This is a genomic window from Streptomyces sp. NPDC005791, from assembly GCF_042871485.1.
In the GTDB taxonomy this organism is placed as follows: domain Bacteria; phylum Actinomycetota; class Actinomycetes; order Streptomycetales; family Streptomycetaceae; genus Streptomyces.
In genome coordinates this window covers 196,739-221,950 of the sequence record NZ_JBIAIP010000012.1, presented here as the reverse complement: position 1 = coordinate 221,950, position 25,212 = coordinate 196,739, and the positions used below count along the sequence as shown (strand labels likewise).

The window sequence follows — 25,212 nt, the reverse complement described above, 5'->3', positions numbered from 1 at the left end:
CGATATCGAGGGGCGTGTCGCACATCTGGCACCCGCCGATCCAAGCCACCGATCGGAATGTGAAGAGAATGTGGATTGAGCGAATTGCCGAGGCCACACGCTGGGAGCCGACTCGGCTAGGGGTATCCTGGAACGGCGTTGAGGAAGAGCTCGGCACACCTCTGCCCGAGGACTACAAAAAGCTTGTCGACACGTTCGGCAAGGGAGAATTCTCGGAGTTCTTGCGCATTCTTACCGTTGATGCCACGAGGCAGTTCGACCTGGTCAGGATCTGGAAAAAGTTCCTCCACGGCCGCCCGGAGAGCGGGCCCGATCCCGCCTTCAAGCCCTATCGAATATACCAGCCTGATCAGCGCGGTCTCATCCCCTGGGCGTTCGGTGAGATGAAATGCAGTTACTTCTGGCTGGCATCAGCTGAAGAGGATCCGAAGGACTGGCCCATTGTAACGCAAGGCGACCCATATACCTGGCAAGAAGTGAGTCTTTCCACCGGTGAGTTCGTCTACCGCGTACTGGCGGATCCCGAATTCGAGCCGTTTTCGATCGCGAGGCTGATGCCGGAGCCTGAATTCCACTCGATGGATTGAGTCAGGTGCGGCCCGGTCGCGCCGCCTTACACCCGGAAAATCCGACCACGGAACCTTTTCCATCTTGATCAGATGGCGAGTTTGAGTGCGACGGCGGCGGTTATTTCGGGGTGGCGCTGGAGCGGAGCTTCCATGACCGCAGGCGCCGGGGCCCGCCGCCTCGGCTGCGGGGGAGAGCCGAGGCGGCGGGCCCCGGGTCGCGATGGCTCGGGCGAACGAGCAGAGCATCAGCGTGACCACGTCGGTTCAGCCCGAGTCCGATCGGGCTTCAATACGAGCACGAGCACGGCATCGACGTCACTTCCGCAGAGGCAGCACGCGTACGTTCGACATGGTGTTCGGCGCGGACGGTCTGCACGCGCACACCCGTCGGATGCTGTTCGGCTCCGAAAAGCAGTTCCACCGGTACCTCGGTTACTGCTTCGCTGTGTTCACCATGCCCAATACGTTCGGGCTCTCCCAAGAGACCGTGATGTGGAACCGCTTGAGGCGTCGGCCGCGCAAGGCACCCGGACAGAGCCACCGGCGCCCTGACGGGCCTTGTCGGGCCAGTACGTGAGGCCGGCTTCGGCGGGCGCGTCGACGATGCCGCGGATGTGGGCGGCAGTCAGGTCGTGAGTGGATGCAGCCAGCGCGGGCGAGTCTCACAGCAGCCGTCCGGAAGGATCGCAGAGGCACCCCGGATATTCATGCCGTGACGTTTGCGCTTGGTGGAGTGGTACGGGTATCGGCGGCGGCTTCGGTCGTGCCGTCAGGAGCGCGATGCCCCTGAGGTGCGAGGACGCCCGTCAGAGCCGACGCAGTCCGGTCAGCACCCTCTCCATCAGGGCCTGGGTCGGGGCATCGCCGGCGTCGTTCGCCGCCTCGTGGACGACGATCATCCCCCGATCCGCCATGTCACCGAGGAGAACCTTGGCCACACCCAGGGGCACCGCGACGAGCGCCGCCACCTCGGCCACCGACCTCGGTTCCCGGCACAGATCAAGCACCGTGCGGTCCCACTCCGCGGCAACGCCAGGGAAGCCGCTCGGCTCGGCGGCAGTGACCAGCGTCTCGACCTCGAAGTGGTGGCGCGACCTGGTGCGGCCGCCCGTCCATGCGTAGGCGCGGACGGAGGAGGCCGGTGCTCCTGGCTCCACGTTCCCGGCTTCCCAGGTGGACGGCTGGCGGTCCGCCGGGGAAGCCGGCCCGTACGACTCGGGGACAGGCGGCCGCGAGGCTTCGTCGCTCCCGTCGTATGCCATGTCCTGCGGCGTGCCACGGGTGCCGGAGGTCTTCCGCTTACGTCGTCCGGTGCCGAAACTGAACGCGTTGAGCACGTCGGCGAAGGTCTGTTCGCCCTCCGCTTCCTGATCTCTTCGAGGGCCGGACGGGCCTCCACCGGTGCTCATGTTCTCCCCGTCCGGCTATCGGGCAGCAGTCTGCTGGCACTGTTGCAACTCGGTTCGCAGTTCCGGAGTCAGCATCTCGCCGACCTGGTCGACGAGCACGGCCATCTCGTAGGCGATCTGGCCTATCTCGCTGTCCGGAGCCGCCAGGGCAACCAGACACGAACCGTCTCGGATCGACATCATCAGCATGGTGCCGTGCTCCATCTGGATCACCGTGCGCAGCGGGTCCCCGGTGTCCATACAGCGGGCGGCGGCCTGGATCAGGCTGATGGCGCCTGCCGCGATGGTGGAGAGCTGCTCGGCACGATCGACTGCCAGCTGGTCCGACGCGGTGAGCAGCAGTCCGTCGGACGAGATCACAACGGCGTGCGCCACATTGGGCACTCGCTCCGTGAAGTTGGTGACCAGCCATCCGAACTGGCTCACCTCCGGGGAGTGGGGTGATGTCATGGGTTCTTCCTGCCCGTCGCCGATGAATTGTGCGTCTGATCGGGCTGAGCCCGACTGATGCCCGACTGGTAGCTGCTGAGGAAGCTGTGGGCGCGGCTGGCGTACAGGCTCGCAGCTGTCCCGTCCCCGCCGGCGGACCGCTCGGTCCGGGCCGGAGCGGATCGCGTACGCGGAACCCTTTTGGGCAACCCGGCCTGTGTGAGGTCGGACGGCCGGTCAGGCTCCTGTGCACCGCGCCCGGCCGGGCGTCGGACAGCGGGTGCGGGCGCTGGGCGGCCTGTCGGCTCCGGATCCCCGGGCGCCCCGGTCGAGGCCGAGGGAACGGATGCCGGCTCCTCCGCCGTGTCGCGCGGCACCGGTGCGTCCACGCCGTTCCCTGCGCCGGGGGCTTCCGTCGACGATCCGGCGAGGACGAACCACGACGGGTCGGCGGGCTTTCGACGCGCGTCCTTGCCGGCCGGTACGGGCCTTGCCGTAGCGGCAGCGACGGCGAACGGCCGCTGCGGCGGGCGCAACGCTGCGTCACCGCCGTCCGTCCGCCCACCGCGCGGCCGCGTCGGAAGCGTGGCAGCGCTACGTCCGGCCATGGTGCCCGGCTGGTCTGTGCGGGCCGGCGCCTGTGCCGTGACCAGCTTGGGCGGTACCAGAACACGGGCCCGCAGTCCCCTGACGCCCGGCCGCGAGCTCAGGTTGACGGCGATGCCGTGCCGACCGGCCAGGCGACCGACCACGAACAGTCCCAGCTGCCGGGACGCGGGCGTATCCGTGGCGGCGTCCGTCGCCACGTGTCGGTTGGCCCTGGTCAGGTCGCTCTCGCTCATCCCGATTCCCTCGTCCTGGATCTCGATCAGCAGAGAGCCGTCGGGCTGTCGGGAACCGCCGATGACCACCTGGGTGTGCGGCGGGGAGAACGCGGTGGCATTGTCCAGCAGTTCGGCGACAAGCCTCCCCAGGTCACCGGCTACGTACCCGATCACCTCGACGGGAGGACCGGGCTGAACGAGCACGCGCCGGTAGTGCTCGATCTCGGAGACAGCACTCCTCAGCACGGTGTCCAGCGCCGTACCGTGGGAAGAGCGCACCAGTGTGCTGCCGCACAGGACCATCAGGTTCTCGTTGTTGCGCCGCATACGCGTCGCCAGGTGATCGAGCGTGAAGAGACTGGCCAGTTGCTCCGGGTCCTCCTCGTGCCGCTCGAGCTGTTCCATCAGCAGCAGCTGACGGTCCACCAGGCTCTGGCTGCGCCGGGAGAGGTTGACCAGGGTGTTCCTGAGGTCGCCGCGCAGTGCGGCCTGCTCCGCCGCCAGGCGCACGGCCTGCGAGTGAACGGTGTCGAAGGCCCTGGCGAGCTGACCGAACTCCTCTGTGGTGTGGACCGGCACGACGTCGACCACGGCGTCGGCCTTCCGCCCCTCGCGCATGCTCTCGACCGAGGCCGGCAGTTGGCGTTCCGCCACATCGAGTGCCGTCGAGCGCAGGACGGCCAGCGACCGCAGCAGATGCCTGCCGATCCCGAGACCGATGGCCAGGGCGAGCAGGAGCACGGCGAAAAGGATGACGGACGCCATGCCGGCACGGTTGCTCGTCTGGTCCTGCAGCTCGGCCGACGAGGTGCGCAGCTTGTCGAGGAAGCTTTCCGACACCTTGTCCAGGAGCGCCCCGGTGGTCTCGGAGTCGCGGTTCCAGCTGTCGACAGAGACAGGCAGCGACATGGTGGCCTTCTGCTGTGCGCCCGTCGCGAAGGGCTCAGCCAGCACGGCGCTCACCACGTGCGCACGCCGGCTGACGGCGGGGCCGGTGACCGTCCGCTCGTATCCGCTCAGCTCCATGGGGGTGGCCAGGGCCCGGAAGTCACCGAGCCTGTCCTGTAGGCGTACGTCGGCCTCCTGCAGCCCCTTGATGAGCACCGGGGTCATCGGACGGCCTCGGTCGGCTGCCTGCAGCAGAATCGCGTGCTCGACGTGGATCTGCTCCCCGACCACCTCCAGGTCGTACAACGCCGTCGCTGACCTGGTGAGTTCAGGACTGGCGAATCGGCTGACGAGTGCGTGGTCCAGATTGAGCAGGCCCGTGATGACCGTGCCGTAGTCATTGAGCGTGGTCCACGAACCGATGCTGCCGGACGCCACCTGTGCGCGTAGGGCGGGGAGGCGGTCCAGAAGACCGACGGCGTCCTGATAACGATTCGCCGTGACGCCCGCAAGGGAGACCCCCTGCTTCCTGTGGTTGGCGACGGCGGTCCGGGCGCTGTCGACACTCCGCTTCTGCCGCCGCAGAGCGGCGGCGTCTCCGGCAGCGCCGACACTCAGCCGTTCGACGGACATCGTGCGTTCCATCTGCAGGGCTTTCAGCAGAGTCCGCAGCTCACCACGCATCGTGACCAGGCGTTGCATGTCCGCGTACGAGTTGGCGCGTCTGACGTCGTCACGGATCTGCACGACGCCCAGACCGACAGCCAGCAGGGCAGGTACGACCAGCACCGCCGCCAGCTTCACCAGCAGCCGCCAGTTCCGCCACTGCACGAGTGAAGCCCACCACGACGGCCCTACCGGACGCGTGGCCGCATGCCTGGCCGCGGTCACGATATGAGTTCCGTACTCGGAACAGCTTGCTCGCAGGTACCTGTCACGATGCTGTTTTCTCCCGGGTTTTCACCTGAGCAGGACGGGGACGCCCGGCAGCAGGGTAGTGCCGGAGGGATGGCGCGACTGCCAGCGCTCACGTCACGGTGTGCGGACCCAGGAGCGGGCGTGAGTCCCGGGCGGTGGAGAACCGCATCTCAAGAACTGAGGGAGGGGTCGACCAAGGGCCCTCGACCGACCCGGCGGCGCCGGGGGTGCGCCCAAGGAAATCCATTGTTCCGTCTCCCAGTTCTCAGATGCGAACCGATCTCCGCACGCTGCGTGCCGGCCTGTCAAGTGCCGGGGAACATGGACAAGTTTAGGGCAGTCAGGCGAACGGCAACAATGCGGCTCCCCACCCCGGGCGCCCGCGACCGAACCGTTACGCACGCGTTCTCCACATTCGGTGTGGTCGGTTGGCGGCACAGTGCGGGTTCGGTAAATGCTCGGCAAAGAAAAGATCAAGCCGTCTTCAGTTCGCGACCACTGAGGGCGTTGAATGGTCGAACGGTCCCCGGTGTTGCGTCAGGATACCCATGCACGATTCGGTGCTCACCGCGTGAGTCGTGGGGTGTTGGTTGACGGTGTGTGGCGTCTCACTACACTTTCCACCGCGCAGGGGGCTGCGGTTTGTTCCTTCCTGTCGCTCGCCGCAGGAGCAGCCATGCGTCCTCCTGCCCGAATCCACAGAAAGAGGAACGTGACCAGACCGGCAGGGCTGCCCACCGTCGAAGGGTCCGAGCGGCCTGCCGCACGGGAGTTCATCGACTCCCGTCACGAAGGTGAGCCCGACTACCCCGCGATTCAGCAGAGTGAGGAATTCGCCCACCTGCGCAGACGGCTTCGGTTGTTCGTCTTCCCGATGAGCGCGCTCTTCTTCTGCTGGTACATGACGTTCGCTCTGCTTTCCGCCTATGCCCACGACTTCATGAGCCACAAGGTCGCAGGCGAAATCAACACAGGCACCGTCCTCGGTCTGATGCAGTTCGTGTCCACGATCATGATCGTCCTGGCGTACCGGCGTTTCGCCCGGAAGAAGCTTGATCCGGAAGTGGACAGGATTCGCGAACTGGCGGGAGTCGACACGGAATGAAACAGCAGATCGCCGCCGGCGCGACCGGCAGCCCCATGCTCAATCTGAGCGTGTTCCTGCTATTCGTCGTCATCACTCTGTTCATCGTCTACAAGGTCACCAACAGGAACCAGACGGCATCCGACTACTACACCGCGGGCAGTGCCTTCACCGGTGCGCAGAACGGCATCGCGATGTCCGGCGACTTCCTCTCCGCAGCATCCTTCCTGGGTATCTCCGGGGCGATCGCCGTCCATGGTTACGACGGGTTCCTCTACTCCGTCGGATGGCTCGTCGCCTGGCTGGTCGCACTCCTGCTCATCGGCGAGAGACTGCGTAACACCGGGCGCTTCACCGTGGGTGACGTGATGGCCTTCCGCATGCGGCAGCGCCCGGTGCGGGCCGCGGCGGCCAACGCCACCCTGGTGATCACGTTCTTCTACATGCTCGCCCAGATGGCCGGCGCCGGTGGGCTGATCGCCTTGCTGCTGGACGTGCACACCAAGGGAGGGCGGGCGCTGCTCATCAGCGGCGTCGGCGTCGTCATGCTCCTCTATGTGCTGGTGGGCGGGATGAAGGGCACGACCTGGGTGCAGATCATCAAAGCCGGCCTGCTCCTGGCGTGCGTCACCTTCCTCAGCGTGTTCATCATCGGCAAGTTCGGATTCAGCTTCTCCGCGCTGCTGCAACAGGCGACGGTGAACAGCCCGTTGGGCGAGAGACTGCTCGAACCGGGCAGCCTGTACGGCCAGGACGCGATGAGCAAACTCGAGCTCGTCTCGCTGGCCCTGTCGTTGGTCCTCGGTATCTCCAGCCTGCCGCATGTGCTGATGCGCTTCTACACCGTGCCCAATGCCAAGGAGGCGCGCAGGTCGGTGGTGTGGTGCACCTGGTCGATGTTCACGTTCTACCTGAGCATCCTGGTCGTCGGTTACGGTGCCACCGCCCTGGTCGGTTCGGACGCGATTGTTCACGCGCCAGGCGGGGAGAACTCCGCGGCACCTCTGCTCGCCTTCCATGTCGGTGGAGTCGTGCTCCTGGGAGTCGTCTCGGCGGTGGCCTTCGCGACGATCCTGGCGGTCGTTGCCGGTCTGACCCTGGCCGCTTCGGCTTCGTTCGCCCATGATGTCTACGCCAACGTGATACGGCGTGGTAAGGCCGATCCCCGGTCCGAGATACGGGTGGCGCGACTGACAGCGATCGTGATCGGTTTGCTGGCCATCGTCGGCGGCATCGTGGCCGACGGTCAGAACGTCGCCTTCCTCGTGTCGCTGGCCCTGGCGCTCGCCGCCTCGGCCAACCTGCCGACGATGCTCTACACGCTGTACTGGAAACGCTTCAACACCTCGGGGACGCTGTGGAGCATTTACGGCGGTCTGGTGTCCTGCCTCGTGCTCATCGTCTTCTCGCCGGCGGTCTCGGGCACCTCCACGTCGATCATCAAGAGCGTCGACTTCCACTGCTTCCCGCTCACGAATCCCGGCATCGTGTCGATTCCGCTCTCCTTCCTGTGTGGATACCTCGGCACCGTGTTCAGCCGGCGCCCCGCAGATCCGGACAAGCAGGCGGAGATGGAGGTCCGCGCGCTGACCGGAATCGGTGCCCGGCTGTAGCCGTATCCGGCAGGAACCGGCAGGGCTTGGTCCGGCGGCACCGCCTCCGGCACGCAGCCCGAGCCGTCGCCCCCAGATGCTCCGGAGAGGCTGCCCGGCGACATCCGGCAGGGACGGACTCACGACCGTGGACGGTCGGGCGCGATGCCGGGGTGGAGCCACATCGGGCGAGACCCGTGCGGGCCCCGGACGGTGTCGTGTCCGGGCCCCGCACGGGACGGGAGCATCAGCGCTTCATGAGGGCGAAGACTCCCCAGCCGAGGTACTCACGCGTGCCGCGTGCGTAGCGTGCGGGCTCGTCGGCGAGCTCTTCGCGTACGTCGGGGGCGAGTTCGTCGTCCGGGTTCCGGTCGAGCCAGCGGCGCATGCTGAGCCACTGGGCCGCGGCGTAGCGGTCCCAGCTGTCCTGGTCGGCCAGCATCATCTCCACGACGTCGTACCCGAGGCCCTGGAACTGCTCGATCAGTTCCGGGAGGAGCAGGAAGTCGGCGATGCCGGTGGCGTGGCATGTCTTGGCGGTCTCCTCGTCCGGAGGGGTCTGCCGCCAGTAGGGCTCGCCGATCAGCATCAGACCGCCGGGGCGGAGGCTGCGGCTGAGCAGCTCGGCCGTTCCGGCGACACCGTTACCGATCCATGTGGCGCCGACGCAGGCGGCCAGATCGACCGGCTGGTCCGCGACATGGCCGACGGCGTCACCGTGGACGAACTCGACCTGGTCGGCGACGCCGAGTTGCGCGGCGCGTGCCTGGGCCTGCTCAGTGAAGAGTGTGCTGATGTCCACGCCCGTGCCCGTGAAGCCGAGATCACGCGCCCAGGTGCACAGCATCTCGCCCGAGCCGCTGGCCAGGTCGAGCACCCGTGTCCCGGGGGCGAGGTGGAGTGCTTCGCCCAGGGCCGCGTACTTGGCTGCGGTCAGCGGGTTGTGGATGCGGTGGCCGCTCTCGCGGATGGTGAAGATACGAGGGAGGTCCATGACCGAATTCCTTTCGTCATGCCTTGCGGTACGGGAAGTTGTCGTAGGCGCGGGGCAGGCGCGCGATGTCCTTCATGGGCCGCTCCTGTTCGGCGCGCAGCCGGATGTCGGTGCGGGAGGCGGCATGGGCGTTCTCGCGCTGCCGTCGGTGGTAGCCGTCGAGGCGCCGCTGGGTGAGGTGGCCGTTCCGGACGGCGGTCGGCACGGCGCAGCCCGATGCGGTGGTGTGGGCGCAGTCCACGAAGCGGCGGTCCCGCGTCAGGTCGGTGAGGTCGACCACGCGCAGAGCGGAGCGATGTGATGAAGCGGGTTGATGAAACAAGTGGAGACCCTTGGGAAGGGGCCCCGCCGGACGGAGGCGTGCCGGAACTACTCCCCATCGGGAGGAAGGCAGGCGAAGGTCAGGACGAGGCCCGGGAAGTGAGGATGATCCGGGCACCGCGCACAGCGGTGGTCTCCACGACAGTCATCAACTCACCTCCTCCACTCTCCATGAGCAGCGAACTGATCATCGCTGCGCCCGTCACGATAACACCCTCCGTTGCCCCGGCGCCGCTCAGTCGGTACGTCGGAGACGCCCCCGGCAGCCGCGGTCCCGCGTCTGCGGAATGAGTGTGGCCCGTCCCCGCCGATGACGCGGACCGGTGGTTCCTCCCGGTTTTCCTGTCATGGCACGGATCAACAGCCGTCCGATTGGAGAAGCCGGCGAAACGGAAAGCCGGCGCTCAGGGGGGCGTACGCACGGGGCCGTGGCCGGGATGCTCAGCTGTGCGAGGCTCCGGCCGCGGCGACCGTTTCGTGGCCTTCGCGACGTATCCGCTCGACTCCCCAGACGCCGAGCGGCTCGAGCGCTTGATTGAGCATGCGCCCGTGCTCGGTCAGGGAGTACTCCACCCGCGGCGGCACCTCGGCGTACACCTTACGGAGCACGAGTCCGTCCGCCTCCATCTCCCTCAGGTGCTGTGTCAGCATCTTCTCGCTGACTCCCGGCAGCCCACGACGGAGCTCGGCGAAGCGGCGTACGCGGTGGGCTTCGAGTTCCCAGAGGATCAGCCCCTTCCACTTGCCGCTCAGGACGTCGAGGGCGGCGTCGATGCCGCAGATGTAAGGCCCGCATCTGGGCGCCTTGGCCATCACTGATCCCCTTACTGAAAGGTAAGTACCGCAGAAAATAGTGGGTACTTCCGAGAGTAGTGGCGCTCTCCGAACATGGAGGGGTGAACGGACAACAGAACCTCACCCTGAAGCAGAAGAGCCCTGTCGTCGTGATCGGGCTCGGCCCGATGGGCCAGGCGATGACACGCACCCTCCTCGCCGCCGGCCACCCGGTCACCGTCTGGAACCGCACCGCCGGTCGGGCCGACGGCGTAGTGCGCGACGGGGCGACGCTCGCGGCGACCCCCGGCGAGGCGGTCGAAGCGAGCGACCTCGTGATCCTCAGCCTCACCGACTACCAGGCGATGTACGACGTCCTCGACAGCGCCACCGCGTCACTCGCCGGCCGGACGCTGGTCAACATGAGCTCCGACACCCCTGACCGCACACGCGAGGCAGCGGCCTGGGCCGCGGGGCACGACGCCACCTTCCTCACCGGAGGCGTCATGGTACCCGCGCCGATGGTCGGCACCGAGGCGGCCCATGTCTACTACAGCGGCAGCGACGAGGTGATGGAGAAGCACCTGGCGACGTTGACACTGCTCGGGACACCTGAACACCTGGGCGAGGATCCGGGCCTCGCCCAGCTGATGTACCAAGCCCAACTCACGGTCTTCCTGACGAGCTTGTCCGGACTGATGCAGGCCACCGCGATGCTGGGTGCCGCAGGGAGACAAGCCAGGCAAGCGCTGCCGGAGTTGCTCCGCACCGTCGAATCGATCGGCGACATGGTGAGGGCCGGTGAAGAGGACCCCGGCGTCGCGCTCGATGCCGGAGAGCACCCCGGCGACCTCAGCACGGTCACCATGATGGGCGCGACGGCCGACCACATCGTCGAGACCAGCACGTCACTCGGCCTCGACCTCGCGCTCCCACAGGCCGTACGGGCCCATTACCTTCAGGCGATCAAGGACGGACACGGCAGCGACAACTGGACTCGCATCATCGACAGCATCCGAGGACCGCGCTGATCGGCGCCCCTGTGACCCGCCCGCCGGAACAGGCAGGCGGGCGGGCACAGGTGGGTGCACTCCTCGTCGGCGGTCTCAGTCGCCCACGGCGCAGGCGTCCCCGTTGAGCATGAACCGCGGCGGCGGGGAAGCGTCGCCGGTGTGGCCGGCGAGATAGCCGAGCGTGATGCTCGCGCCCGGAGCTATCACGGCGTTGTGTGAGGCGTCGGCCGCCTTGATGGTGTTGCTTCCCTGGGTCAGGTCCGTGTTCCAGTCGGAGGTGACCGTCTGCCCGAGAGCCAGCGGGAATGCGAGCGTCCAGCCGTCCACGGGGGTGCTGCCGGTGTTGGTGACGGTGAGGTCGACCGTCGTGCCCGTACCCCACGCCTTCACCGTGCGCTCGACACGGCACGTCGGTTCCTCCCGCGCGAACGACACCCGGTGCAGGCCGCCGGGCAGATCGTTGACCACGTAGAACTCCCCGTCGACGGTCGTCCCGATCGACGTCACCTGGGTGGGCATCTCCCCGATCTCGGCCTGCTCGTAGCCGCCCTCCCCGTCAGGGCGCAGCGCCCAGACCGTGGACGAGCAGTAGTCGGTGGCGATGTACGTGCCGCCGACCAGGCCGGCGTACTTCTGTCCCCGGTAGACGTGGCCACCGATGACCGAACAGCCGCCGGTGTACGGGGAGTACGTGAAGACCGGCTCCGTGTACGTCTCGCCGGGCGCGCAGTCGCCGCCGGTGAACTTCTCCAGTCCCTCGTAGCAGGACCAGCCGAGGTTCAGCCCTCCCCGGCCGGGGGTGATGTGGTCGATCTCCTCCCATCGGCCCTGGCCGACGTCGCCGATCCACATCGAGCCGTCGGCGCTGTCGAAGGAGAACCGCCACGGGTTGCGCAGCCCGTACAGCCAGATCTCCTCGCGGGCGCCGGAGGCGCCCACGAAGGGGTTGTCGCCGGGAACGCAGTAGGCGAGCGCGCCGCAGCTCCGGCTCACGTCGATGCGCATGACCTTGCCGAGCAGTGTGTCCAGTCGCTGGGCCGCGTGGAAGGGGTCGGCGGAGCCGCCGCCGTCGCCGATGCTCCAGTACAGGTGGCCGTCCGGGCCGAACGCGAGCTGGCCGCCGTTGTGATTGCTGTGCTCGGCGTGCTCCTGCGAGAGCAGGACCTCCAGGCGGGACTCGTCGAGCCGGTACCGGGCGAGAGTGACCGCGCCGTCGGGCAGCGCGGTGTACGCCAGGTACAGGTCCTGGCTCTCGGCGAAGTCGGGTGGGACGGCGATGCCGAGCAGGCCGCGCTCGTTGCCTGATTCGTCCACGGCCGACTTGATGTCGACGACCGGGGGCCCGGCCAGGCCGGTGTCCGGCTGGTAGACGCGGACGGTGCCGGACTTCTCGGTGATGAACAGCCGGTCCGTGCCGTCGTCGGGGGCGGCGATCGCGGTGGGCCGTCTCAGCCCGGAGGCGACCTGGGTGGTGGTCGCGCTGAGCGAGGGCAGAGGCACGGGCGTGCCGCCCTGCGCCGTCACTGTCCGGGGCGGTGGGGCGTCCGCCGCGACGGGGGACGACAGGGGCGCGGTCAACAGGAGGGCGGCCAGCAGAAGTGGCCCGGTCCAGCGACGTATCGGCATAGGGGCTCCAGGAAAGAGGACGCTTGCACAGCGGTGGTGCTCGCATGCGGTGGCGGTTCCCCGGAGGACGAGTGAGGCCGGGCCTCGATAGGTGTGGGAGCGCTCCCGCGACTCCAGGCTGCTCGTCACGGAACGGGGCGGCAACGTGTGATTGCGCCACGTTCGCATCGGGTGGCGCAAACGGTGCGCCGGCCGGGCCGAGGCCACCGTGATCCCCCGCCGGCCCGGACGGGCCCGAGGCGGGTCACGGCGGCGGCACACGGTCGTCACCATCCCCGTGACCGAAACAGCCGAACAAGGTGTACCCCGCACCCGCATGCTCCCCGACCTGACGCCGCTTCGCTGCTGGTCGCGGCCCCGGCGCTGGGCGCCCTGCTCGGCAGCGTGTTCTCCGGGTGGCTGGCCCGCATACGGCGGCACGGGCTCGCGGTGCTGATCGCCGTGTCCTGCTGGGGCGGAGCCATCGCCGTGTTCGGGCTCACCCGGCAGCTCTGGCTCGGGCCGGCCCTGCTCGCGCTCGCCGGGTGCGCGGACTCCATCTCGATGGTGTTCCGCGACACCATGCTGCAGGCGGCGGCGCCGGACGAGATGCGCGGCCGGCCGCAGGGCGTGTTCATCGTCGTCGTGGCGGGCGGCCCACGGCTCGGTGATCTCGTGGCCGGCTCCGTCGCCGACCTCACGTCACCGGCCGTGGCGGTGACCGGCGGAGGCATCGTCTGTGTGCTGCTGGTGTGCCTGCCGGGGCTGCGCCGGCGCGGCTTCGCCCGGTACGACGCGCACGATCCGCAGCCCTGACAGGGCAGGGCCCGGGACCCGTCAGGTGGCGTCCGTGACGCTCGGCATCTCGCCGCCGGTCGTCGTGGGGTCGAGCACCGAGAACACCGCGCCCTGCGGGTCCGCCAGGGACGCGAACCGGCCGTACGGGATGGTCATCGGGCCGAACCGCACCTCCGCCCCCAGCGACTTCGCCTTCTCCACCGCGGCGTCGCAGTCCGCGACCGTGAAGTACACGTTCAGATGGGCCGGCACCCCGGCGGGGAAGTCGTCCCCCATCTTCATCCGGCCGAGCACCGGGTCCGCGCCCAGGTCGTAGAGCGAGAAGTCGATCGCGTCGTCGTCCAGGTGCTTCACCCCGTACCCGAAGACGGCCGAGAAGAAGGAGTCCGCCTTCGCCGGCTCGCGGGTGAAGATTTCGGCCCAGGTGTACGCACCGGGCACCGCCTGTGCCTGGAAGCCCTCGTGGCTGCCCGCCTGCCACACCCCGAAGGGCGCCCCGCCGGGATCGGCGGCCAGCACCATCGTCCCGAAGCCGCCGACCCGCATCGGTTCCACCAGCACCTCGCCCCCGTGCTCGCGGATCTTCGCGGCGGTGGCGGCGGCGTCCTGCGAAGCGAGGTACAGGCACCAGGCCGACGGCGCCTCCTGCCCCGGCATGGGAGGCGACAGCGCGGCGACCGCCCTGCCGTTCACATGGGCCTGGGTGTAGTCGCCGTACTCCGGCATCGACTCGCCGTACGTCCAGCCCAGGAGCTCACCGTAGAAGCGCTTCGCCCCCTCCAGGTCGCCGAACGTACCGTCGGCCCAGCAGGGAGTGCCCTCGGATTGTGCGGCCATGGCCCGGCCCCTTCTCCACTCGGCGGATCGTCCTTCCTGCCACGCTAGCCAACCGTCGCCCGAGCGGCGCGTCGAACGCGCCTCAGCGTTCCGGGCCGACGACCGAGCGCGCCACCCCCAGCTCCACCAGATCCTGGGGGCGCAGCCGGAGCTGGTCGGCGGTGGACCGCACCTCGTCCGGACCGCGCTTCAGGATGGCCGCCGCCAGCTCCGGTGCGATCACCGAGAAGTAACTGTCCGCGGTGACATGGGTGTTGTCCGGTGCTGCCAGGGCCAGCGCGCCGCCGGATCCGCCCTCGCCGATCACGAGCGTCGTCACGGGGACCCGGGCGGCGGCGACCGCCGCGAAGGTGTCGGCGATGGCGGCGCCCGCGCCCGCCCGTTCCGCCTCCGCGTCGTTGGCCGCGCCGGGGGTGTCGATCAGGGTGAGCACGGGGAGGCCAAGCCGGTCCGCGAGCCGGATCACCCGGGCCGCCGTCCGGTAGCCCGCCGGGCGGGTCGCGGTGCCGCACTGGGCGGCGTACGCCACCGGACGCCCGGCGCGCATGCCCACTCCGCAGAGCAGGCCAGGGTCCCTGCCGCCGCAGCGGTCGCCGCTCAGAGGCAGCCGGTGCTCGAAGTACGCGTCCAGATAGGCCTTGGCCCGTGGCCGCGCCGTCGCGCGGGCCTGCTCCACCGCGTCCCACCCCGTCGCCGGCAGCCCCGTGTCCGACAGCGCGCCCGGCACCGGGGCGGCCTGCGCCGGGCCCGCGACCGTCAACGCCGTCAGCCAGCGGCCCAGCGTCCCGGCCAGTTCGTCCGGCGCGACGACCGCGTCGACCTGCCCTGCCGCCAGCTGGCCTTCGGCGGTGTACGCGTACGGATCCGCGTCGGCGGGCCGTACCCGGGAACCCGCGAACCCGATCTGTGCCCCGGGCAGCGCCAGCACCACGTCGGCACCCGCCCCCACGGTGGCCCAGCCGCCCCCGGTCGCCGGATCCCGCAGCACCGAGATCTGCGCCTGCCCCGCCGCCCTCAGCCGTGCGGACGCGCGGGCCACCCGCTGGAGCTGTATCAGCGCGATCATGCCCTCCTGCATCCGGCTGCCCCCGGTGGCGACGAGCGAGACGAGCGGCAGCCGCCGCTCACCCGCCAGGGCGTACGCGGCCTCCAGGCGGTCCCCGGTGCGTCCGCCCAACGAGCCGCCCAGGAACCCGAATTCGAACGAGACCAGGACGCACTCCCGCTCACCGACGACGGCGGTCCCGTACAGGACGGACTCCTCCTCACCGGTCCGTGCAGAGGCGCGCGCCCTGGACTCCGCGTAACCGTTCCAGCCGAGCGGGCCGTCGGGAAGGACGGGGCGCGCGGACGGACGGTGTTCGGTGAAGCTCGCGGTGACGGCGGCGATCGCCTCCCGCGCCGACGTGCGGGCGCACGGGATGTCAGGCACCGAGCGACCTCTTCATGATCTTGCCCAGCTCGTTGCGGGGCAGCGCGTCGAGGTGACGGACGACGCGCGGGCGCTTGTGCGGTGCCAGCAGGTCTGCCACATGGTCCGCCAACTCCCGCTCACCTGGCGGCGATCCGGGGTCGGACGGCACCACCCAGGCGACGATCCGCTCGCCGAGATCCGCGTCGGGCTCGCCGGTGACGGCCGCCTCACGCACGCCCGGATGCTCCAGCAGCGCGTTCTCGATCTCGCCCGCCCCGATCTTGTAACCGCCGCTCTTGATGAGGTCGGTGGCCTTGCGCCCGACGATCCGCACACAGCCGTCCGGGTCGACCGTCGCCATGTCGCCCGTGCGGAAGAAACCGTCCTCGGTGAAGGCGGCGGCGGTGGCGTCCGGCCGGTTCAGATAGCCGGTGAAGAGGTTCGGGCCGCGCACCTGGATCTCGCCGATGGAGGCGGTGTCCTGGAGCACGGTGCCGTCTTCCTCGACGAGCCTGAGCTCCACTCCCGGCAACGGCGGGCCGACCGTCCCGGCACGCGCGGCGCCGTCGGCCCGTACACCGGTGTTCATCAGGGTCTCCGTCATCCCGTACCGCTCGATGACCCGGCGGCCGGTGGCCCCGGCGATCCGCTCGTGGTCGTGGACCGGCAGCGCCGCCGAGCCGGAGACCAGCAGCCGGGCGCCCGCCAGCGCCTTCGTGAGGTCTCCGGAGGCCGCCGGACCGGTGACCGCGCCGGCCAGCCGGTGATACATCGTGGGCACCCCGAACAGCATGGTGCCCCCGGAGAGCAGCTCCCGGGCCACGCCCTCCGTGGAGAACCGGCCGAGATGACGCACGGAGCCACCCCGGCGCAGCGGGCCCAGGACGCCCAGGATCAGCCCGTGCACATGGAACAGCGGCAGGGCGTGCACGAGCACGTCCTCGCCGGTCCACTGCCAGGCGTCCTCCAGCGCGTCCAGCGACGCGGCGATCGCCCGGCGGGGGAGGACCGCGCCCTTGGGCGGGCCCGTCGTGCCGGAGGTGTAGACGACGAGGGCGGGGGAGTTCTCGGGAGGCTCGGGGAAGTCCGTCCCCGGGGTCCGGCCGGTGGTGGCGGTGCGGACGTCCAGCCGCTCCAGGCCGTCGAGGGCGGCAGGAAGCGCGTCCTGCGCCCCGGCCAGCACCGTGGAGGGCTCGCTGTCGGCGACGATGTGCGCGAGTTCGCGCCCGCCGGTCCTCGGGTTGAGAGGCACGGCGGGCACCCCCGCCCGCAGTGCCGCGACGACGGCGACCACCGTCTCGGGGGTGGACGTCGCCCAGACAGCGACGCGTCCCGCCCCCGCGATCCGGGTGGCGAGGGAGGCGGACGCCTCGTCCAACTGGGCGTAGGTCAGCACGTGTTCGCCGAACCGGACGGCCTCCGGGGAGTCCGTCCGGCGCGACGCTCCGCTCAGCGCGGGCAGAAGAGAGGTCACCCGACGAACCCTACGGGCTGACCCGCGCAGGCCGTCAGCTGTCGCGCCGTACGGTCCGCATCCGACCGTACGCGTACACGGAACCCGCCAGCGCCAGGTCCGAGAGCAGCATGAAGCCGATCGAGTACGAGTCCTTCGCGCTGTAGATCGCACCCATCACCAGCGGTGGCACGAAGCCGCCGAGCCCATCGCGCCGACGATGCCGGTCACGCTGCCCACCTGGGCCTGCGGTGTCACCTGGGAGACCAGGGCGAAGACGCTGCCGCTCGCGGTGCCGAGCCCGGCCGCCATGCAGAGCAGCGCGATCGTGCCGAGCGGATCCAGCGGCGGGTCGAAGGCCTGGACGATCGCCGTCAGCGCGGCCAGCAGAAGTGCCGCGGCCGTGACCAGGGCGGGGTGGACCCGGTCCGAGAGCCAGCCGCCGACCGGCCGGAAGACGACGGTGACCAGAGCGAATCCCGCCGCCTTGGTTCCCGCCTCGGTCGGTGACATCTCGTACCAGGCCTTCGGATATGTCGGCAGGTACACCCCGAACGCCACGATGCCGCCGAAGCCGATCGCGTACAGGTTCCACGCCCAGAAGGTGAGCGTGAAGCCGATCGTGGCCATGATCAGGTTCCGGTAGGCGGCGGCTGACTGCTTCCGGTCCGGGGGAGCCTGCTCGGCGGTCGTGTCCACACCGCAAGTCAAGGTCGGACGACGGGGCCGGGCGCGGTGGGCTGAGCCATCCGGGCAAGGCCGTCGCACAGCAGACCCCCCATGGGCGGGGACCCCCTCCGGGACCCCGGGAGGCACCGCTCGTCCGCCCTTTCCGGCCCGGGGCTGCGACAATCTCAGGTATGGACCGGCTGGACAGAGAGATCCTCGGCATCCTCCAGGAGGACGCCCGGATCTCGTACCGTGATCTGGGTGTACGCGTGGGGCTCAGTGCCAACGCGGCGGGGGACCGTGTACGCCGCATGCGCCGCGACGGGGTGATCCGCGGCTTCACGGTCATCGTCGACCCGGCCGCCGACACCCGGTCGGGCCTCGTCGTCTTCATCGATGTGTCGCTGCGCCTGGACACGACGAACGAGCAGTTCGAACGCTCCGTGCTCACGCTGCCCGGCATCACCGAGGTGGTACACGTGACGGGTCCCCACGACTACCTCGTACGCGCCACGGCGGCCGACTCCGGCTCCCTGGACACGTTGTTGCGCCGGCTGAGGAACGACGCGGGCGTAGCCCACTCCAACACCCGCATCGCTCTCAGAGCGGCGCCTGCCAGATGACCGACGGCGACCGGGCGCCGTCCTCGGCGAGCCCGTCGTCCGCGACCGCCAGCCGCACCGCCGCACGCCCGTCGGGCAGCCGCGCCGTCGCGTCCACCTCCACCTCGACGGCCGACACCCCGGCCCGCCGGTGCGCGGCGGCCAGGGCACCGCGCAGCACGTCGAGCAGTTCGCCGTCCACCGGCTCCGTCACCAGGGCGTCCACCGCGCCGGTGAACCGCACCGACGGCTGGAAGCCGAGCACCGCCGCCGCGCCGCCCGTCTCACGCAGGACCCTGCCGCGGAACGTCGTGGGAGCGTCGGCGGGTGGCTGCTGAAGGGCGAAGATCGCGGTCCTGACCTCCTGGATGGTGGAGTCCAGCTCGTCGACGGCCTGCCCGAGCAGATCGGCGGTCCCGGTGTCGCCCGCCAGGTCCTTGCGGCGGGTCGACTCCAGCATCATCTCCGTCGCGAACAGCCGTTGTACGACGAGGTCGTGCAGGTCGCGGGCGATGCGGTCGCGGTCCTCGTAGACCGCCAGCTGTTCCCGGTAGTGCTGTGCGTCGGCCATCACCAGGGCCAGCGCGGCCTGGGAGGCGAACTGGGAGGCCAGCAGCCGGTCCGTCGCCGTGTAGGGGGCCTCCCCGCGCCGCCGGGGAAGGGCCAGCGTGCCGATGAGCCGTCCGCCGCTCTGCAGGGGCAGCATCATGCTGGGGCCGAACCGGGACCGCACCGGGGTCGTCATCCGGTCGTCCGTCGCGGAGTCCTCGATGTAGACCTCCTCGCCGCCCAGCAGCTGGACGAGGACGGGGGAGCCGGGCTCGATGGACGTACCGACGAGACCGGCCGGATCGTCCAGGGTGGACGCGGCGACGATCTCCATCCCACCGCCCGGGGTCGGCTGGAGGATCACCCCGGCGGCCGCGTCGGCCAGCACCCTGGCCCGCTCGGCGACGGTCGTCAGGGCGTCCGTCGTGCCCGCTCCGGACAGCAGCGCCCGGGTGACGGCCGCCGCACCCTCGATCCAGTGCTCCCGCTGCCGTGCCGCCTCGTGCAGGTGGGTGCCGCCGATCGCCGCGGCGGCCTGGGAGGCGAGCAGTCGCAGCAGCGCGGGGTCGGTGTCCGTGAAACGCTCCGGCTCAGCCGCGGTGACACAGAGGCTGCCGAGCACCTCCGTGTGCACCCGGACGGGCGCCCCGAGGAAGGAGCGCATCGGGAGGAGCGGAGCAGGCAGATCACGGGGACGCGGGCCTGACGTCAGATCGTCGACGCGCACGGCCTGTACGTCGTCGACGAGGGCGCCGAGGACTCCCGTGCGCCCGTCCAGGAGCGGGGTCGCGGCGCGGCGTTCGCTGTCGGACATGCCCGTGGTGAACAGATCGGTGACACGGCGGTCCTCGCCGTGGAGGAGGGCCAGGGCGCCGTAGTGCGCCCCGGCCAGCGCCGTGGCGGTGTCCACGATGTGCTGGAGGGTGGTCCTCAGGTCGAGACCCGTTCCGGCCACCGGTGAGCCCGACGGCTCTCAGCCGGCCAGCGGGGCGAGGACCAGCGGCTGGACCGTGCCGTCCAGCATCGCGCCGAGCCCCAGCACCGAGCACACGTCGGGCCGCTCGGCGATCCGCACCGGAACGCCCGTGGCGTCGCGGAGCATCTGGTCGAGCCCGGGCAGCAGGGCGCTGCCGCCGACCATCATGATGCCGGATTCGGCGATGTCGGCCACCAGGTCGGGCGGGCAGTCGCGCAGCACCTTGCCCAGACCGTCGAGCACCGCGGTGAGCGGGGCATGGATCGCCTGGCGTACGGCGGCGGTGTCGACCTGCACCGAGCGGGCCAGTCCGGTGGCCACGTCACGGCCGTGGATCTCCGTCACCGCCGGTCCGTTGAGCGTCAGGCCGTTGCCCCGGAGCGCGAGCTGCAGAGGACGCACGGACTGGCTGGGCAGCATCAGTTCGTGGTGCTGGCGCAGGTACTGGATGACCGCGTGGTCGATGGCCTCGCCACCGATCGGGATGCGTACGGCCGTCACGATCGAGCCGAGCGAGAGCACGGCGATCTGCGTGGTGGCGGCCCCGCAGACCATGATCAGGGTGGCGGTCGGCTGCTCGACGGGCAGCCCGCAGCCGACGGCCGCGGCGATCAGGGTGTCGACCAGCTCCACCCGCCGGGCGCCGAGCCCCACGAGGGTCTCGACGGTCGCCCGCTGGGCCAGCGGATCGGCCTCGTGCGGGGTGCAGGCGGCGGCCCGCAGCCGGGGCTTGCGGCGCAGCTGGCGGCGGAGCTTCTCACCGAGCAGATGGCGCAGCATGCGCTGCGCCATGTCGATGTCGACGACGGTCCCGCCGGAGACCGGGCGGGCCACCCGGATGTACGCGGGCGTACGGCCCGTCATCTGTTCGGCGAGCGCGCCGACGGCGATGAGTGAGCCGGTGCGCATGTTCACGGCGGCGACACTGGGCTCGTCGACGACGAGCCCCACTCCCTTGACGTACACACGGGTCCTGGCGGCCCCGAGATCGACGGCGACATGGCAACGGCGCAACTGATCGAGACTGACGGTCACGGCAGATTCTCCCGAGAGCGCTGGCGGGGGGCACCGGCGGCAGCCGGCCCTCCTGGCATCGTCGCGCCGGTGCGAGGGCGCCGCGCGCTGGGTGAGCCGTCGGGGGGACCGGGAACTGACGGCGCGCCAGATGTCAGGTGCGGCCGGGCAGCAGTCGCTGGAACAGTCCCCAGGTGAACTCGGCGACCTGCGCCCGGCCGTCGGCCGGGTCGGTGAAGGCCAGCGCCCAGCGGGTCGGCGCGCTGCCCTCCAGGGGGCGCGCAGGGGCGAAGGCCCTGGCCACCTCGTCCACGGTGCAGGACCACGGGCGCAGGTCGGCGGCCCCACGCAGTTCGGGGCCCGCCGCACCCGGGGCGCGGACCAGCCATTCGTTCCACACGGCTCCGCCGGGGCCCGCCATCACCTCGAACCGCAGGTCCGGCCAGAGTGGCAGCGCCCACAGCAGCGCGTCGCACTCCAGGTCGCCGACCGTGCGGCGTACGGACGACTCGGGCTCGCCCAGGACCGAGCGGTAGCGGCGCAGCGCGCCCCGGCCGCGCGGGGCGCGCTGCATCGCCTGCCAGCGGCGGTTCGCCTCGCGCATCTCGGCGAGGGAGGCACTCAGCTCATGACGCGCGTCCTCGGCGAGGTCCGGCTGGTGGTCGGCCATCCGGCGTAGCAGGACGAGCTGGAACTGGAGCGGCCCGAACGGGGCGGGAGCGGTCATGGTGCCCATCCTGCCGCGTATCGCACGTATCGGGCGGCGTACTGCGGAGTTCCGGATTCCACACAGGATCCTCACTCGTGCGGCTTCCTGTGTTGTTCCGGGCACGTCTAGTCTGCGGGCTCCATGGATTACTGCCACCCGTGCCAACGGCACCTCAACGGGGCGCTGGCGTGCGCCGGTTGCGGGACCCCCGCCGACGCGCTGGCCCCCTATGCCGTCCCGGACCGCGCCGGCCGTGACGCCGGACCCGCCACCGGGACCCCGGAGGCCTCCGGGGGTGCCGGTCACCGTCGCCGTGCCCGCGGCGCCACCGAGCGACGCGGCCGTCGCGCGCACCGGCGGCGCGGCCGCGCGCTGCTGCTGACGGCGGCCGGTGTGGTGCTGGCGCTGGGCGCGCTGAGCCTGGCCGAGCTGGCGACGGAGCCGGAGGGGGACAGCGGCGCGGCGGACTACGTCAGCGAGGCGACGTCCTCCGCCACCGAAGCCGTCCCCTCCGCCTCGTCGAGCACGGAGCCCGACGACCCCGGGCCGGTGGACGCGCCCACCGTCATACCGGTCACCGATTCCCACTCCGCGACGCCCACGGACGCTCCCGCCGCGACCACCACGGCGCCGGAGGCGGTCCCGTCGGCCTCCGCCCCCGCCGATGTCCCACCGTCCGCCTCCGCGTCCACGGAGCCGGCTCCGGAGGAGACCGGCGCGCCGCCCGAGCCCCCGGGCTCCGGTGAACCCACCGCGGACCCGACCTCGCCGGAGCCCTCGGACGACCCCGCCCCGCCCCCCACCCCGTCGCCGGCGGAGCCCTGCGAGTGGTGGCAGTTCTTCTGCGACTGAGCCGGCGGGGAGCCTGCTAGGGCGTGTTTCGAAAGTCCCGCCTGCCAGGCGTCGCCAGGCAGGCGGGACTTTCGAAACACGCCCTAGTCCTCGTCCTCGCCCAGCATCCGGCGCAGCAGGTCGCGCAGCACCGTTCGCTCCGCGTCCGACAGCTCGGCGAGCGGCTCCCGGGCGAAGTCCAGCGCGTCCCTGAGCTGCCGGGCCGTCCGGAGGCCCTCCTCGGTCGGGGCGGCGAGCTTCACCCGGCGGTCGGCCGGGTCGGGGCGGCGTTCCACGAGGCCCCGGAGCTCCAGCCGGTCGACTATTCCGGTGATGTTGGACGGTTCGCATTTCAGTTTCCGGGCAACCTTGCGCATGGGCATCGGCTCCAGGGAGAGCAGCCCGAGGACCCTGGCCTGCGCGCCGGTCAGCGCGTGTGTGGCCGCGGCCCGGTCGTACTCCTCGTGGTAGCGCGCCACGACTCCGCCGATGAGCTCGATGACGTCGAGGGTGAGCGGGTCCGTGCGCGCGTGGGTGACCATGACACCCAGGGTACCGAATTACTTGACAAGGTGAAATATCTGGACGCATGGTTGTTTCATGTCCTGAAGCTTTTCGCTTCCCTCCGTACGAGATCGAGGAGAACCCGAGCCCATGTCTGCACTTCCCACGTCCAGCCGCGAATGGCACCTCGTCGCACGCCCGCACGGCTGGCCCGAGGCCTCGGACTTCGCGCTGCGCGAGGCGCCGGTGACCGCCCCCGGTGAGGGCCGCGTCCTCGTCCGCAACCTCCACTTCTCGGTCGACCCCTACATGCGCGGCCGGATGAACGACGTGAAGTCGTACACCCCGCCCTTCAAGCTCGACCACCCCATGGAGGGCGGCGCGGTCGGCGAGGTCGTCGCGTCGAACGCCGACGGCTTCGCCGTGGGCGACCACGTCCTGCACGGCCTCGGCTGGCGCGAGTACGCCGACGTACCCGCCAAGCACGCGGTCAAGGTCGACGCCTCGCTGGCCCCGCTGTCCGCCTACCTCGGCGTGCTCGGCATGCCCGGGCTCACCGCCTACGCCGGCCTGTTCGAGGTCGCCTCCTTCAAGGAGGGCGACGCCGTCTTCGTCTCCGGAGCGGCCGGTGCCGTCGGCAGCCAGGTCGGCCAGTTGGCCAGGATCAAGGGCGCCTCCCGCGTCATCGGCTCCGCCGGCTCCGACGAGAAGGTCAAGCTCCTCGTCGAGGAGTACGGCTTCGACGCCGCCTTCAACTACAAGAACGGCCCCGTCAAGGACCAGCTCGCCGAGGCCGCCCCCGACGGCATCGACGTCTACTTCGACAACGTCGGCGGTGAGCACCTGGAGGCCGCGATCTCCTCGTTCAACGTCCACGGCCGCGCCACCATCTGCGGGATGATCGCCCAGTACAACGCCACGGAGCCCACCCCGGCCCCGCGTAACCTGGCGCTCGTCATCGGCAAGCGGCTGCGTCTGCAGGGCATGCTCGTCGGCGACCACTCCGCGCTCCAGCCGCAGTTCGTCCAGGAGGTGGCCGGCTGGCTGGCCTCCGGTGAGCTCAAGTACCGCGAGACGACGGTCCAGGGCATCGAGAACGGCTACGACGCCTTCGTGGGCCTGCTGCGCGGCGAGAACACCGGCAAGATGATCGTCTCGCTGGACGCCTGACCGGTCCAGCCGTCGGCGGAGCCGCCCGTGAAGCCGCCCGTGCGGCCGTCCCTCACCGCCCCGCGCGGTCCGAGGGGGGCCACACGTACGGCAGATCGGGCGGCACGTCCGGGAACAGCGGGCGGTAGTACACCGGATCCTTGCGCACGAGCGCGGAGCGGTGGCTCTCGTGCAGCGGTTCGTCGCCCAGCCACGGGGGCAGTTCGCCCGCCGCCATGAGTTCCGCGGCCGACCGGACGGTGGTGCGCCGCAGCGATGCGGCGAGGTCCCTGCGCAGGGTGTCCGCGCAGGTGTCCGCCCTGCCTCCGGCGGTCCACGCCTCGCACATGTCCAGGCCGTAGCGTACGAGCGCCTCCTCGTAGCCGGTCCACATGCGGACCGCGGGGTGATGGCGCCAGCCGTAGCCGGGGACGGTGAGCCCGCGCAGTACCTGGATCGTCTCGACCCGCTGCTTGCCCAGACGCCGTGGGTCCAGGGCGAGGGCGCTTCGGTGGAAATCGGCGTACGGCAGGAATGTCTGCATGGTCCATGCCTATCCCGTCCGCGCCGGACGGGAGCACCGCCCACGCGCCGTCACCCGCTAGGCTCCGCTGAGGCCGTCGCGGTCGTGGGCGCGAGTCGCGGCGAATCAGCAGGAGGAGATCACCGTATGACCATCCAGCACATAGACGTGGCCTACACCGCCGTCGCCACCGCTTCGGGCGGCCGTGACGGCCGTGTCTCCTCCGACGACGGTCAGCTCGACGTCGTCGTCAACCCGCCGAAGGCGATGGGCGGCAACGGCGCGGGAACCAACCCCGAGCAGCTCTTCGCGGCCGGTTACAGCGCCTGCTTCCAGGGCGCGCTCGGCGTGGTCGCCCGCCAGGAGAAGGCCGACATCTCCGGTTCGACGGTGACCGCCTCCGTCTCCATCGGCAAGACCGAAGCGGGCGGCTTCGGCCTCGAGGTCGCGATCAGCGCCTCCATCCCGAACGTCGACAAGGCCACCGCCCAGGCGCTCATCGAGAAGGCCCACCAGGTGTGCCCGTACTCGAACGCCACCCGGGGCAACATCAAGGTGGAGCTGTCGGCCGCCTGACCCGGGGCTGAGTCCACGAGCCTGGTCGCGTACGTCCGGGGGCCGCATCCCGTCACAGGGGTGCGGCCCTCCGGCGTGTGCGGCGGCCTGTCCGGAAAAGCGCGCGCGAAAGCATTGACGGCCGCAGAGGTTGAACTCTACGGTCCCGTTCGAGATTACGAGCAGCTTTCGAAATATCGAACGATTGA

The 25,212-nt window shown here is 70.3% G+C and carries 24 protein-coding genes and 2 pseudogenes; 10 read left to right on the top strand and 16 right to left on the bottom strand.

Going from position 1 to position 25,212, the window contains the following annotated elements:
* The first annotated feature begins 14 nt into the window (after positions 1-14).
* Both ACFYSH_RS23975 and ACFYSH_RS23970 read left to right on the top strand, forming a co-directional pair.
* Entirely contained in the window at positions 15-587 is a 573-nt protein-coding gene (locus tag ACFYSH_RS23975) for an SMI1/KNR4 family protein (RefSeq protein WP_388755031.1), read from the top strand.
* Positions 588-871: 284 nt separating this feature from the next.
* Positions 872-1,068: pseudogene (locus tag ACFYSH_RS23970) on the top strand (FAD-dependent oxidoreductase); the annotation flags it as partial.
* Between the two features lie 307 nt (positions 1,069-1,375).
* Here the strand turns inward: ACFYSH_RS23970 and ACFYSH_RS23965 are convergent.
* The 3 genes from ACFYSH_RS23965 to ACFYSH_RS23955 are packed head-to-tail and all read right to left on the bottom strand — an operon-like array spanning position 1,376 to position 4,950.
* Positions 1,376-1,978, bottom strand: coding sequence for a DUF742 domain-containing protein (locus ACFYSH_RS23965; protein ID WP_359478574.1), 603 nt, complete (start codon positions 1,976-1,978; stop codon positions 1,376-1,378).
* A 15-nt stretch (positions 1,979-1,993) separates the two neighbouring features.
* Positions 1,994-2,428, bottom strand: a complete 435-nt coding sequence (locus ACFYSH_RS23960) for a roadblock/LC7 domain-containing protein (protein ID WP_359478577.1) — start codon at positions 2,426-2,428, stop codon at positions 1,994-1,996.
* Positions 2,425-4,950, bottom strand: a complete 2,526-nt coding sequence (locus ACFYSH_RS23955; protein WP_388755028.1) for a nitrate- and nitrite sensing domain-containing protein — start codon at positions 4,948-4,950, stop codon at positions 2,425-2,427. The genes ACFYSH_RS23960 and ACFYSH_RS23955 overlap by 4 nt, the downstream gene beginning before the upstream one ends.
* A 799-nt stretch (positions 4,951-5,749) precedes the next feature.
* Between ACFYSH_RS23955 and ACFYSH_RS23950 the strand changes: the two genes are divergently transcribed.
* Together ACFYSH_RS23950 and ACFYSH_RS23945 are read left to right on the top strand one after the other, a co-directional pair.
* Positions 5,750-6,142 (top strand): DUF485 domain-containing protein, encoded by a 393-nt coding sequence (locus ACFYSH_RS23950; protein ID WP_359478582.1) that lies wholly within the window; start codon positions 5,750-5,752, stop codon positions 6,140-6,142.
* A complete protein-coding gene (locus ACFYSH_RS23945; protein ID WP_359478585.1) occupies positions 6,139-7,734 on the top strand; it encodes a cation acetate symporter in 1,596 nt (531 codons plus the stop codon). The genes ACFYSH_RS23950 and ACFYSH_RS23945 overlap by 4 nt, the downstream gene beginning before the upstream one ends.
* A gap of 226 nt (positions 7,735-7,960) precedes the next feature.
* Here the strand turns inward: ACFYSH_RS23945 and ACFYSH_RS23940 are convergent, their stop codons facing one another.
* From ACFYSH_RS23940 to ACFYSH_RS23930, 3 genes are all read right to left on the bottom strand, one after another.
* Positions 7,961-8,707, bottom strand: coding sequence for a methyltransferase domain-containing protein (locus ACFYSH_RS23940; RefSeq protein ID WP_359478588.1), 747 nt, complete (start codon positions 8,705-8,707; stop codon positions 7,961-7,963).
* Positions 8,708-8,723: 16 nt separating this feature from the next.
* Positions 8,724-8,987 carry a hypothetical protein gene (locus ACFYSH_RS23935; RefSeq protein ID WP_359478591.1) on the bottom strand — a complete coding sequence of 88 codons (264 nt, stop codon included), beginning with the start codon at positions 8,985-8,987 and terminating at the stop codon, positions 8,724-8,726.
* Between the two features lie 482 nt (positions 8,988-9,469).
* On the bottom strand, positions 9,470-9,841 hold the full coding sequence (locus ACFYSH_RS23930) for a helix-turn-helix domain-containing protein (protein ID WP_359478594.1): 372 nt from the start codon (positions 9,839-9,841) through the stop codon (positions 9,470-9,472).
* A gap of 83 nt (positions 9,842-9,924) precedes the next feature.
* Here ACFYSH_RS23930 and ACFYSH_RS23925 point away from each other — a divergent pair, with 83 nt between their 5' ends.
* Positions 9,925-10,833, top strand: coding sequence for an NAD(P)-binding domain-containing protein (locus ACFYSH_RS23925; RefSeq protein ID WP_359478597.1), 909 nt, complete (start codon positions 9,925-9,927; stop codon positions 10,831-10,833).
* Between the two features lie 75 nt (positions 10,834-10,908).
* On the opposite strand, the gene ACFYSH_RS23920 is transcribed toward ACFYSH_RS23925, so the two are convergent.
* Positions 10,909-12,441, bottom strand: a complete 1,533-nt coding sequence (locus ACFYSH_RS23920) for a PQQ-dependent sugar dehydrogenase (RefSeq protein ID WP_388755022.1) — start codon at positions 12,439-12,441, stop codon at positions 10,909-10,911.
* A gap of 93 nt (positions 12,442-12,534) precedes the next feature.
* Between ACFYSH_RS23920 and ACFYSH_RS23915 the strand changes: the two genes are divergently transcribed.
* Complete coding sequence (locus ACFYSH_RS23915; protein WP_388755019.1) at positions 12,535-13,236, top strand: MFS transporter; 702 nt, start codon at positions 12,535-12,537, stop codon at positions 13,234-13,236.
* 21 nt (positions 13,237-13,257) lie between these two features.
* On the opposite strand, the gene ACFYSH_RS23910 is transcribed toward ACFYSH_RS23915, so the two are convergent.
* The 4 genes and pseudogenes from ACFYSH_RS23910 to ACFYSH_RS23895 all read right to left on the bottom strand — a co-directional run.
* Positions 13,258-14,055 carry a VOC family protein gene (locus tag ACFYSH_RS23910; RefSeq protein WP_359478603.1) on the bottom strand — a complete coding sequence of 266 codons (798 nt, stop codon included), beginning with the start codon at positions 14,053-14,055 and terminating at the stop codon, positions 13,258-13,260.
* 82 nt (positions 14,056-14,137) lie between these two features.
* Complete coding sequence (locus ACFYSH_RS23905) at positions 14,138-15,487, bottom strand: carboxyl transferase domain-containing protein (protein WP_359478606.1); 1,350 nt, start codon at positions 15,485-15,487, stop codon at positions 14,138-14,140.
* Entirely contained in the window at positions 15,480-16,943 is a 1,464-nt protein-coding gene (locus tag ACFYSH_RS23900; RefSeq protein WP_359478609.1) for an acyl-CoA synthetase, read from the bottom strand. Before ACFYSH_RS23900 ends, ACFYSH_RS23905 begins: the two co-directional genes overlap by 8 nt.
* Before the next feature lie 34 nt (positions 16,944-16,977).
* A pseudogene (locus tag ACFYSH_RS23895) lies at positions 16,978-17,510 on the bottom strand (nitrate/nitrite transporter); the annotation flags it as partial.
* A 272-nt stretch (positions 17,511-17,782) separates the two neighbouring features.
* On the opposite strand from ACFYSH_RS23895, the gene ACFYSH_RS23890 reads away from it, so the two are divergent.
* Entirely contained in the window at positions 17,783-18,214 is a 432-nt protein-coding gene (locus ACFYSH_RS23890) for an Lrp/AsnC family transcriptional regulator (protein ID WP_388755014.1), read from the top strand.
* Here ACFYSH_RS23890 and ACFYSH_RS23885 read toward each other — a convergent pair.
* The 3 genes from ACFYSH_RS23885 to ACFYSH_RS23875 form a co-directional block, all read right to left on the bottom strand.
* A complete protein-coding gene (locus ACFYSH_RS23885; protein ID WP_359478616.1) occupies positions 18,192-19,697 on the bottom strand; it encodes a GAF domain-containing protein in 1,506 nt (501 codons plus the stop codon). The two genes, ACFYSH_RS23890 and ACFYSH_RS23885, sit on opposite strands and share 23 nt — an antisense overlap.
* 18 nt (positions 19,698-19,715) lie before the next feature.
* Positions 19,716-20,753, bottom strand: a complete 1,038-nt coding sequence (locus ACFYSH_RS23880) for a rod shape-determining protein (protein ID WP_359478619.1) — start codon at positions 20,751-20,753, stop codon at positions 19,716-19,718.
* Positions 20,754-20,886: 133 nt separating this feature from the next.
* The gene (locus tag ACFYSH_RS23875) at positions 20,887-21,459 is read right to left on the bottom strand and encodes a hypothetical protein (RefSeq protein WP_359478622.1); all 573 of its coding nucleotides are present in this window, start codon (positions 21,457-21,459) and stop codon (positions 20,887-20,889) included.
* A gap of 123 nt (positions 21,460-21,582) precedes the next feature.
* Here ACFYSH_RS23875 and ACFYSH_RS23870 point away from each other — a divergent pair, with 123 nt between their 5' ends.
* Positions 21,583-22,293, top strand: coding sequence for a hypothetical protein (locus ACFYSH_RS23870; protein WP_359478625.1), 711 nt, complete (start codon positions 21,583-21,585; stop codon positions 22,291-22,293).
* Between the two features lie 83 nt (positions 22,294-22,376).
* Here the strand turns inward: ACFYSH_RS23870 and ACFYSH_RS23865 are convergent, their stop codons facing one another.
* On the bottom strand, positions 22,377-22,814 hold the full coding sequence (locus ACFYSH_RS23865; RefSeq protein ID WP_359471078.1) for a MarR family transcriptional regulator: 438 nt from the start codon (positions 22,812-22,814) through the stop codon (positions 22,377-22,379).
* Between the two features lie 112 nt (positions 22,815-22,926).
* On the opposite strand from ACFYSH_RS23865, the gene ACFYSH_RS23860 reads away from it, so the two are divergent.
* A complete protein-coding gene (locus ACFYSH_RS23860; protein ID WP_359471080.1) occupies positions 22,927-23,946 on the top strand; it encodes an NADP-dependent oxidoreductase in 1,020 nt (339 codons plus the stop codon).
* Positions 23,947-23,998: 52 nt separating this feature from the next.
* On the opposite strand, the gene ACFYSH_RS23855 is transcribed toward ACFYSH_RS23860, so the two are convergent.
* Positions 23,999-24,469 (bottom strand): MSMEG_6728 family protein, encoded by a 471-nt coding sequence (locus ACFYSH_RS23855; protein ID WP_359471082.1) that lies wholly within the window; start codon positions 24,467-24,469, stop codon positions 23,999-24,001.
* A gap of 126 nt (positions 24,470-24,595) precedes the next feature.
* Between ACFYSH_RS23855 and ACFYSH_RS23850 the strand changes: the two genes are divergently transcribed.
* Positions 24,596-25,024 (top strand): organic hydroperoxide resistance protein, encoded by a 429-nt coding sequence (locus ACFYSH_RS23850; protein ID WP_359471084.1) that lies wholly within the window; start codon positions 24,596-24,598, stop codon positions 25,022-25,024.
* The last annotated feature ends 188 nt before the right edge of the window (positions 25,025-25,212 follow it).

What these genes read in the sequence shown, in the direction of transcription:
- ACFYSH_RS23965 (WP_359478574.1), bottom strand. Translation starts at nt 1,978, where the DNA reads ATGAGCACCGGTGGAGGCCCGTCCGGCCCTCGAAGAGATCAGGAAGCG.
- ACFYSH_RS23960 (WP_359478577.1), bottom strand. Translation starts at nt 2,428, where the DNA reads ATGACATCACCCCACTCCCCGGAGGTGAGCCAGTTCGGATGGCTGGTC.
- ACFYSH_RS23945 (WP_359478585.1), top strand. Translation starts at nt 6,139, where the DNA reads ATGAAACAGCAGATCGCCGCCGGCGCGACCGGCAGCCCCATGCTCAAT.
- ACFYSH_RS23940 (WP_359478588.1), bottom strand. Translation starts at nt 8,707, where the DNA reads ATGGACCTCCCTCGTATCTTCACCATCCGCGAGAGCGGCCACCGCATC.
- ACFYSH_RS23930 (WP_359478594.1), bottom strand. Translation starts at nt 9,841, where the DNA reads ATGGCCAAGGCGCCCAGATGCGGGCCTTACATCTGCGGCATCGACGCC.
- ACFYSH_RS23920 (WP_388755022.1), bottom strand. Translation starts at nt 12,441, where the DNA reads ATGCCGATACGTCGCTGGACCGGGCCACTTCTGCTGGCCGCCCTCCTG.
- ACFYSH_RS23910 (WP_359478603.1), bottom strand. Translation starts at nt 14,055, where the DNA reads ATGGCCGCACAATCCGAGGGCACTCCCTGCTGGGCCGACGGTACGTTC.
- ACFYSH_RS23890 (WP_388755014.1), top strand. Translation starts at nt 17,783, where the DNA reads ATGGACCGGCTGGACAGAGAGATCCTCGGCATCCTCCAGGAGGACGCC.
- ACFYSH_RS23875 (WP_359478622.1), bottom strand. Translation starts at nt 21,459, where the DNA reads ATGACCGCTCCCGCCCCGTTCGGGCCGCTCCAGTTCCAGCTCGTCCTG.
- ACFYSH_RS23870 (WP_359478625.1), top strand. Translation starts at nt 21,583, where the DNA reads ATGGATTACTGCCACCCGTGCCAACGGCACCTCAACGGGGCGCTGGCG.
- ACFYSH_RS23865 (WP_359471078.1), bottom strand. Translation starts at nt 22,814, where the DNA reads ATGGTCACCCACGCGCGCACGGACCCGCTCACCCTCGACGTCATCGAG.
- ACFYSH_RS23860 (WP_359471080.1), top strand. Translation starts at nt 22,927, where the DNA reads ATGTCTGCACTTCCCACGTCCAGCCGCGAATGGCACCTCGTCGCACGC.
- ACFYSH_RS23855 (WP_359471082.1), bottom strand. Translation starts at nt 24,469, where the DNA reads ATGCAGACATTCCTGCCGTACGCCGATTTCCACCGAAGCGCCCTCGCC.
- ACFYSH_RS23850 (WP_359471084.1), top strand. Translation starts at nt 24,596, where the DNA reads ATGACCATCCAGCACATAGACGTGGCCTACACCGCCGTCGCCACCGCT.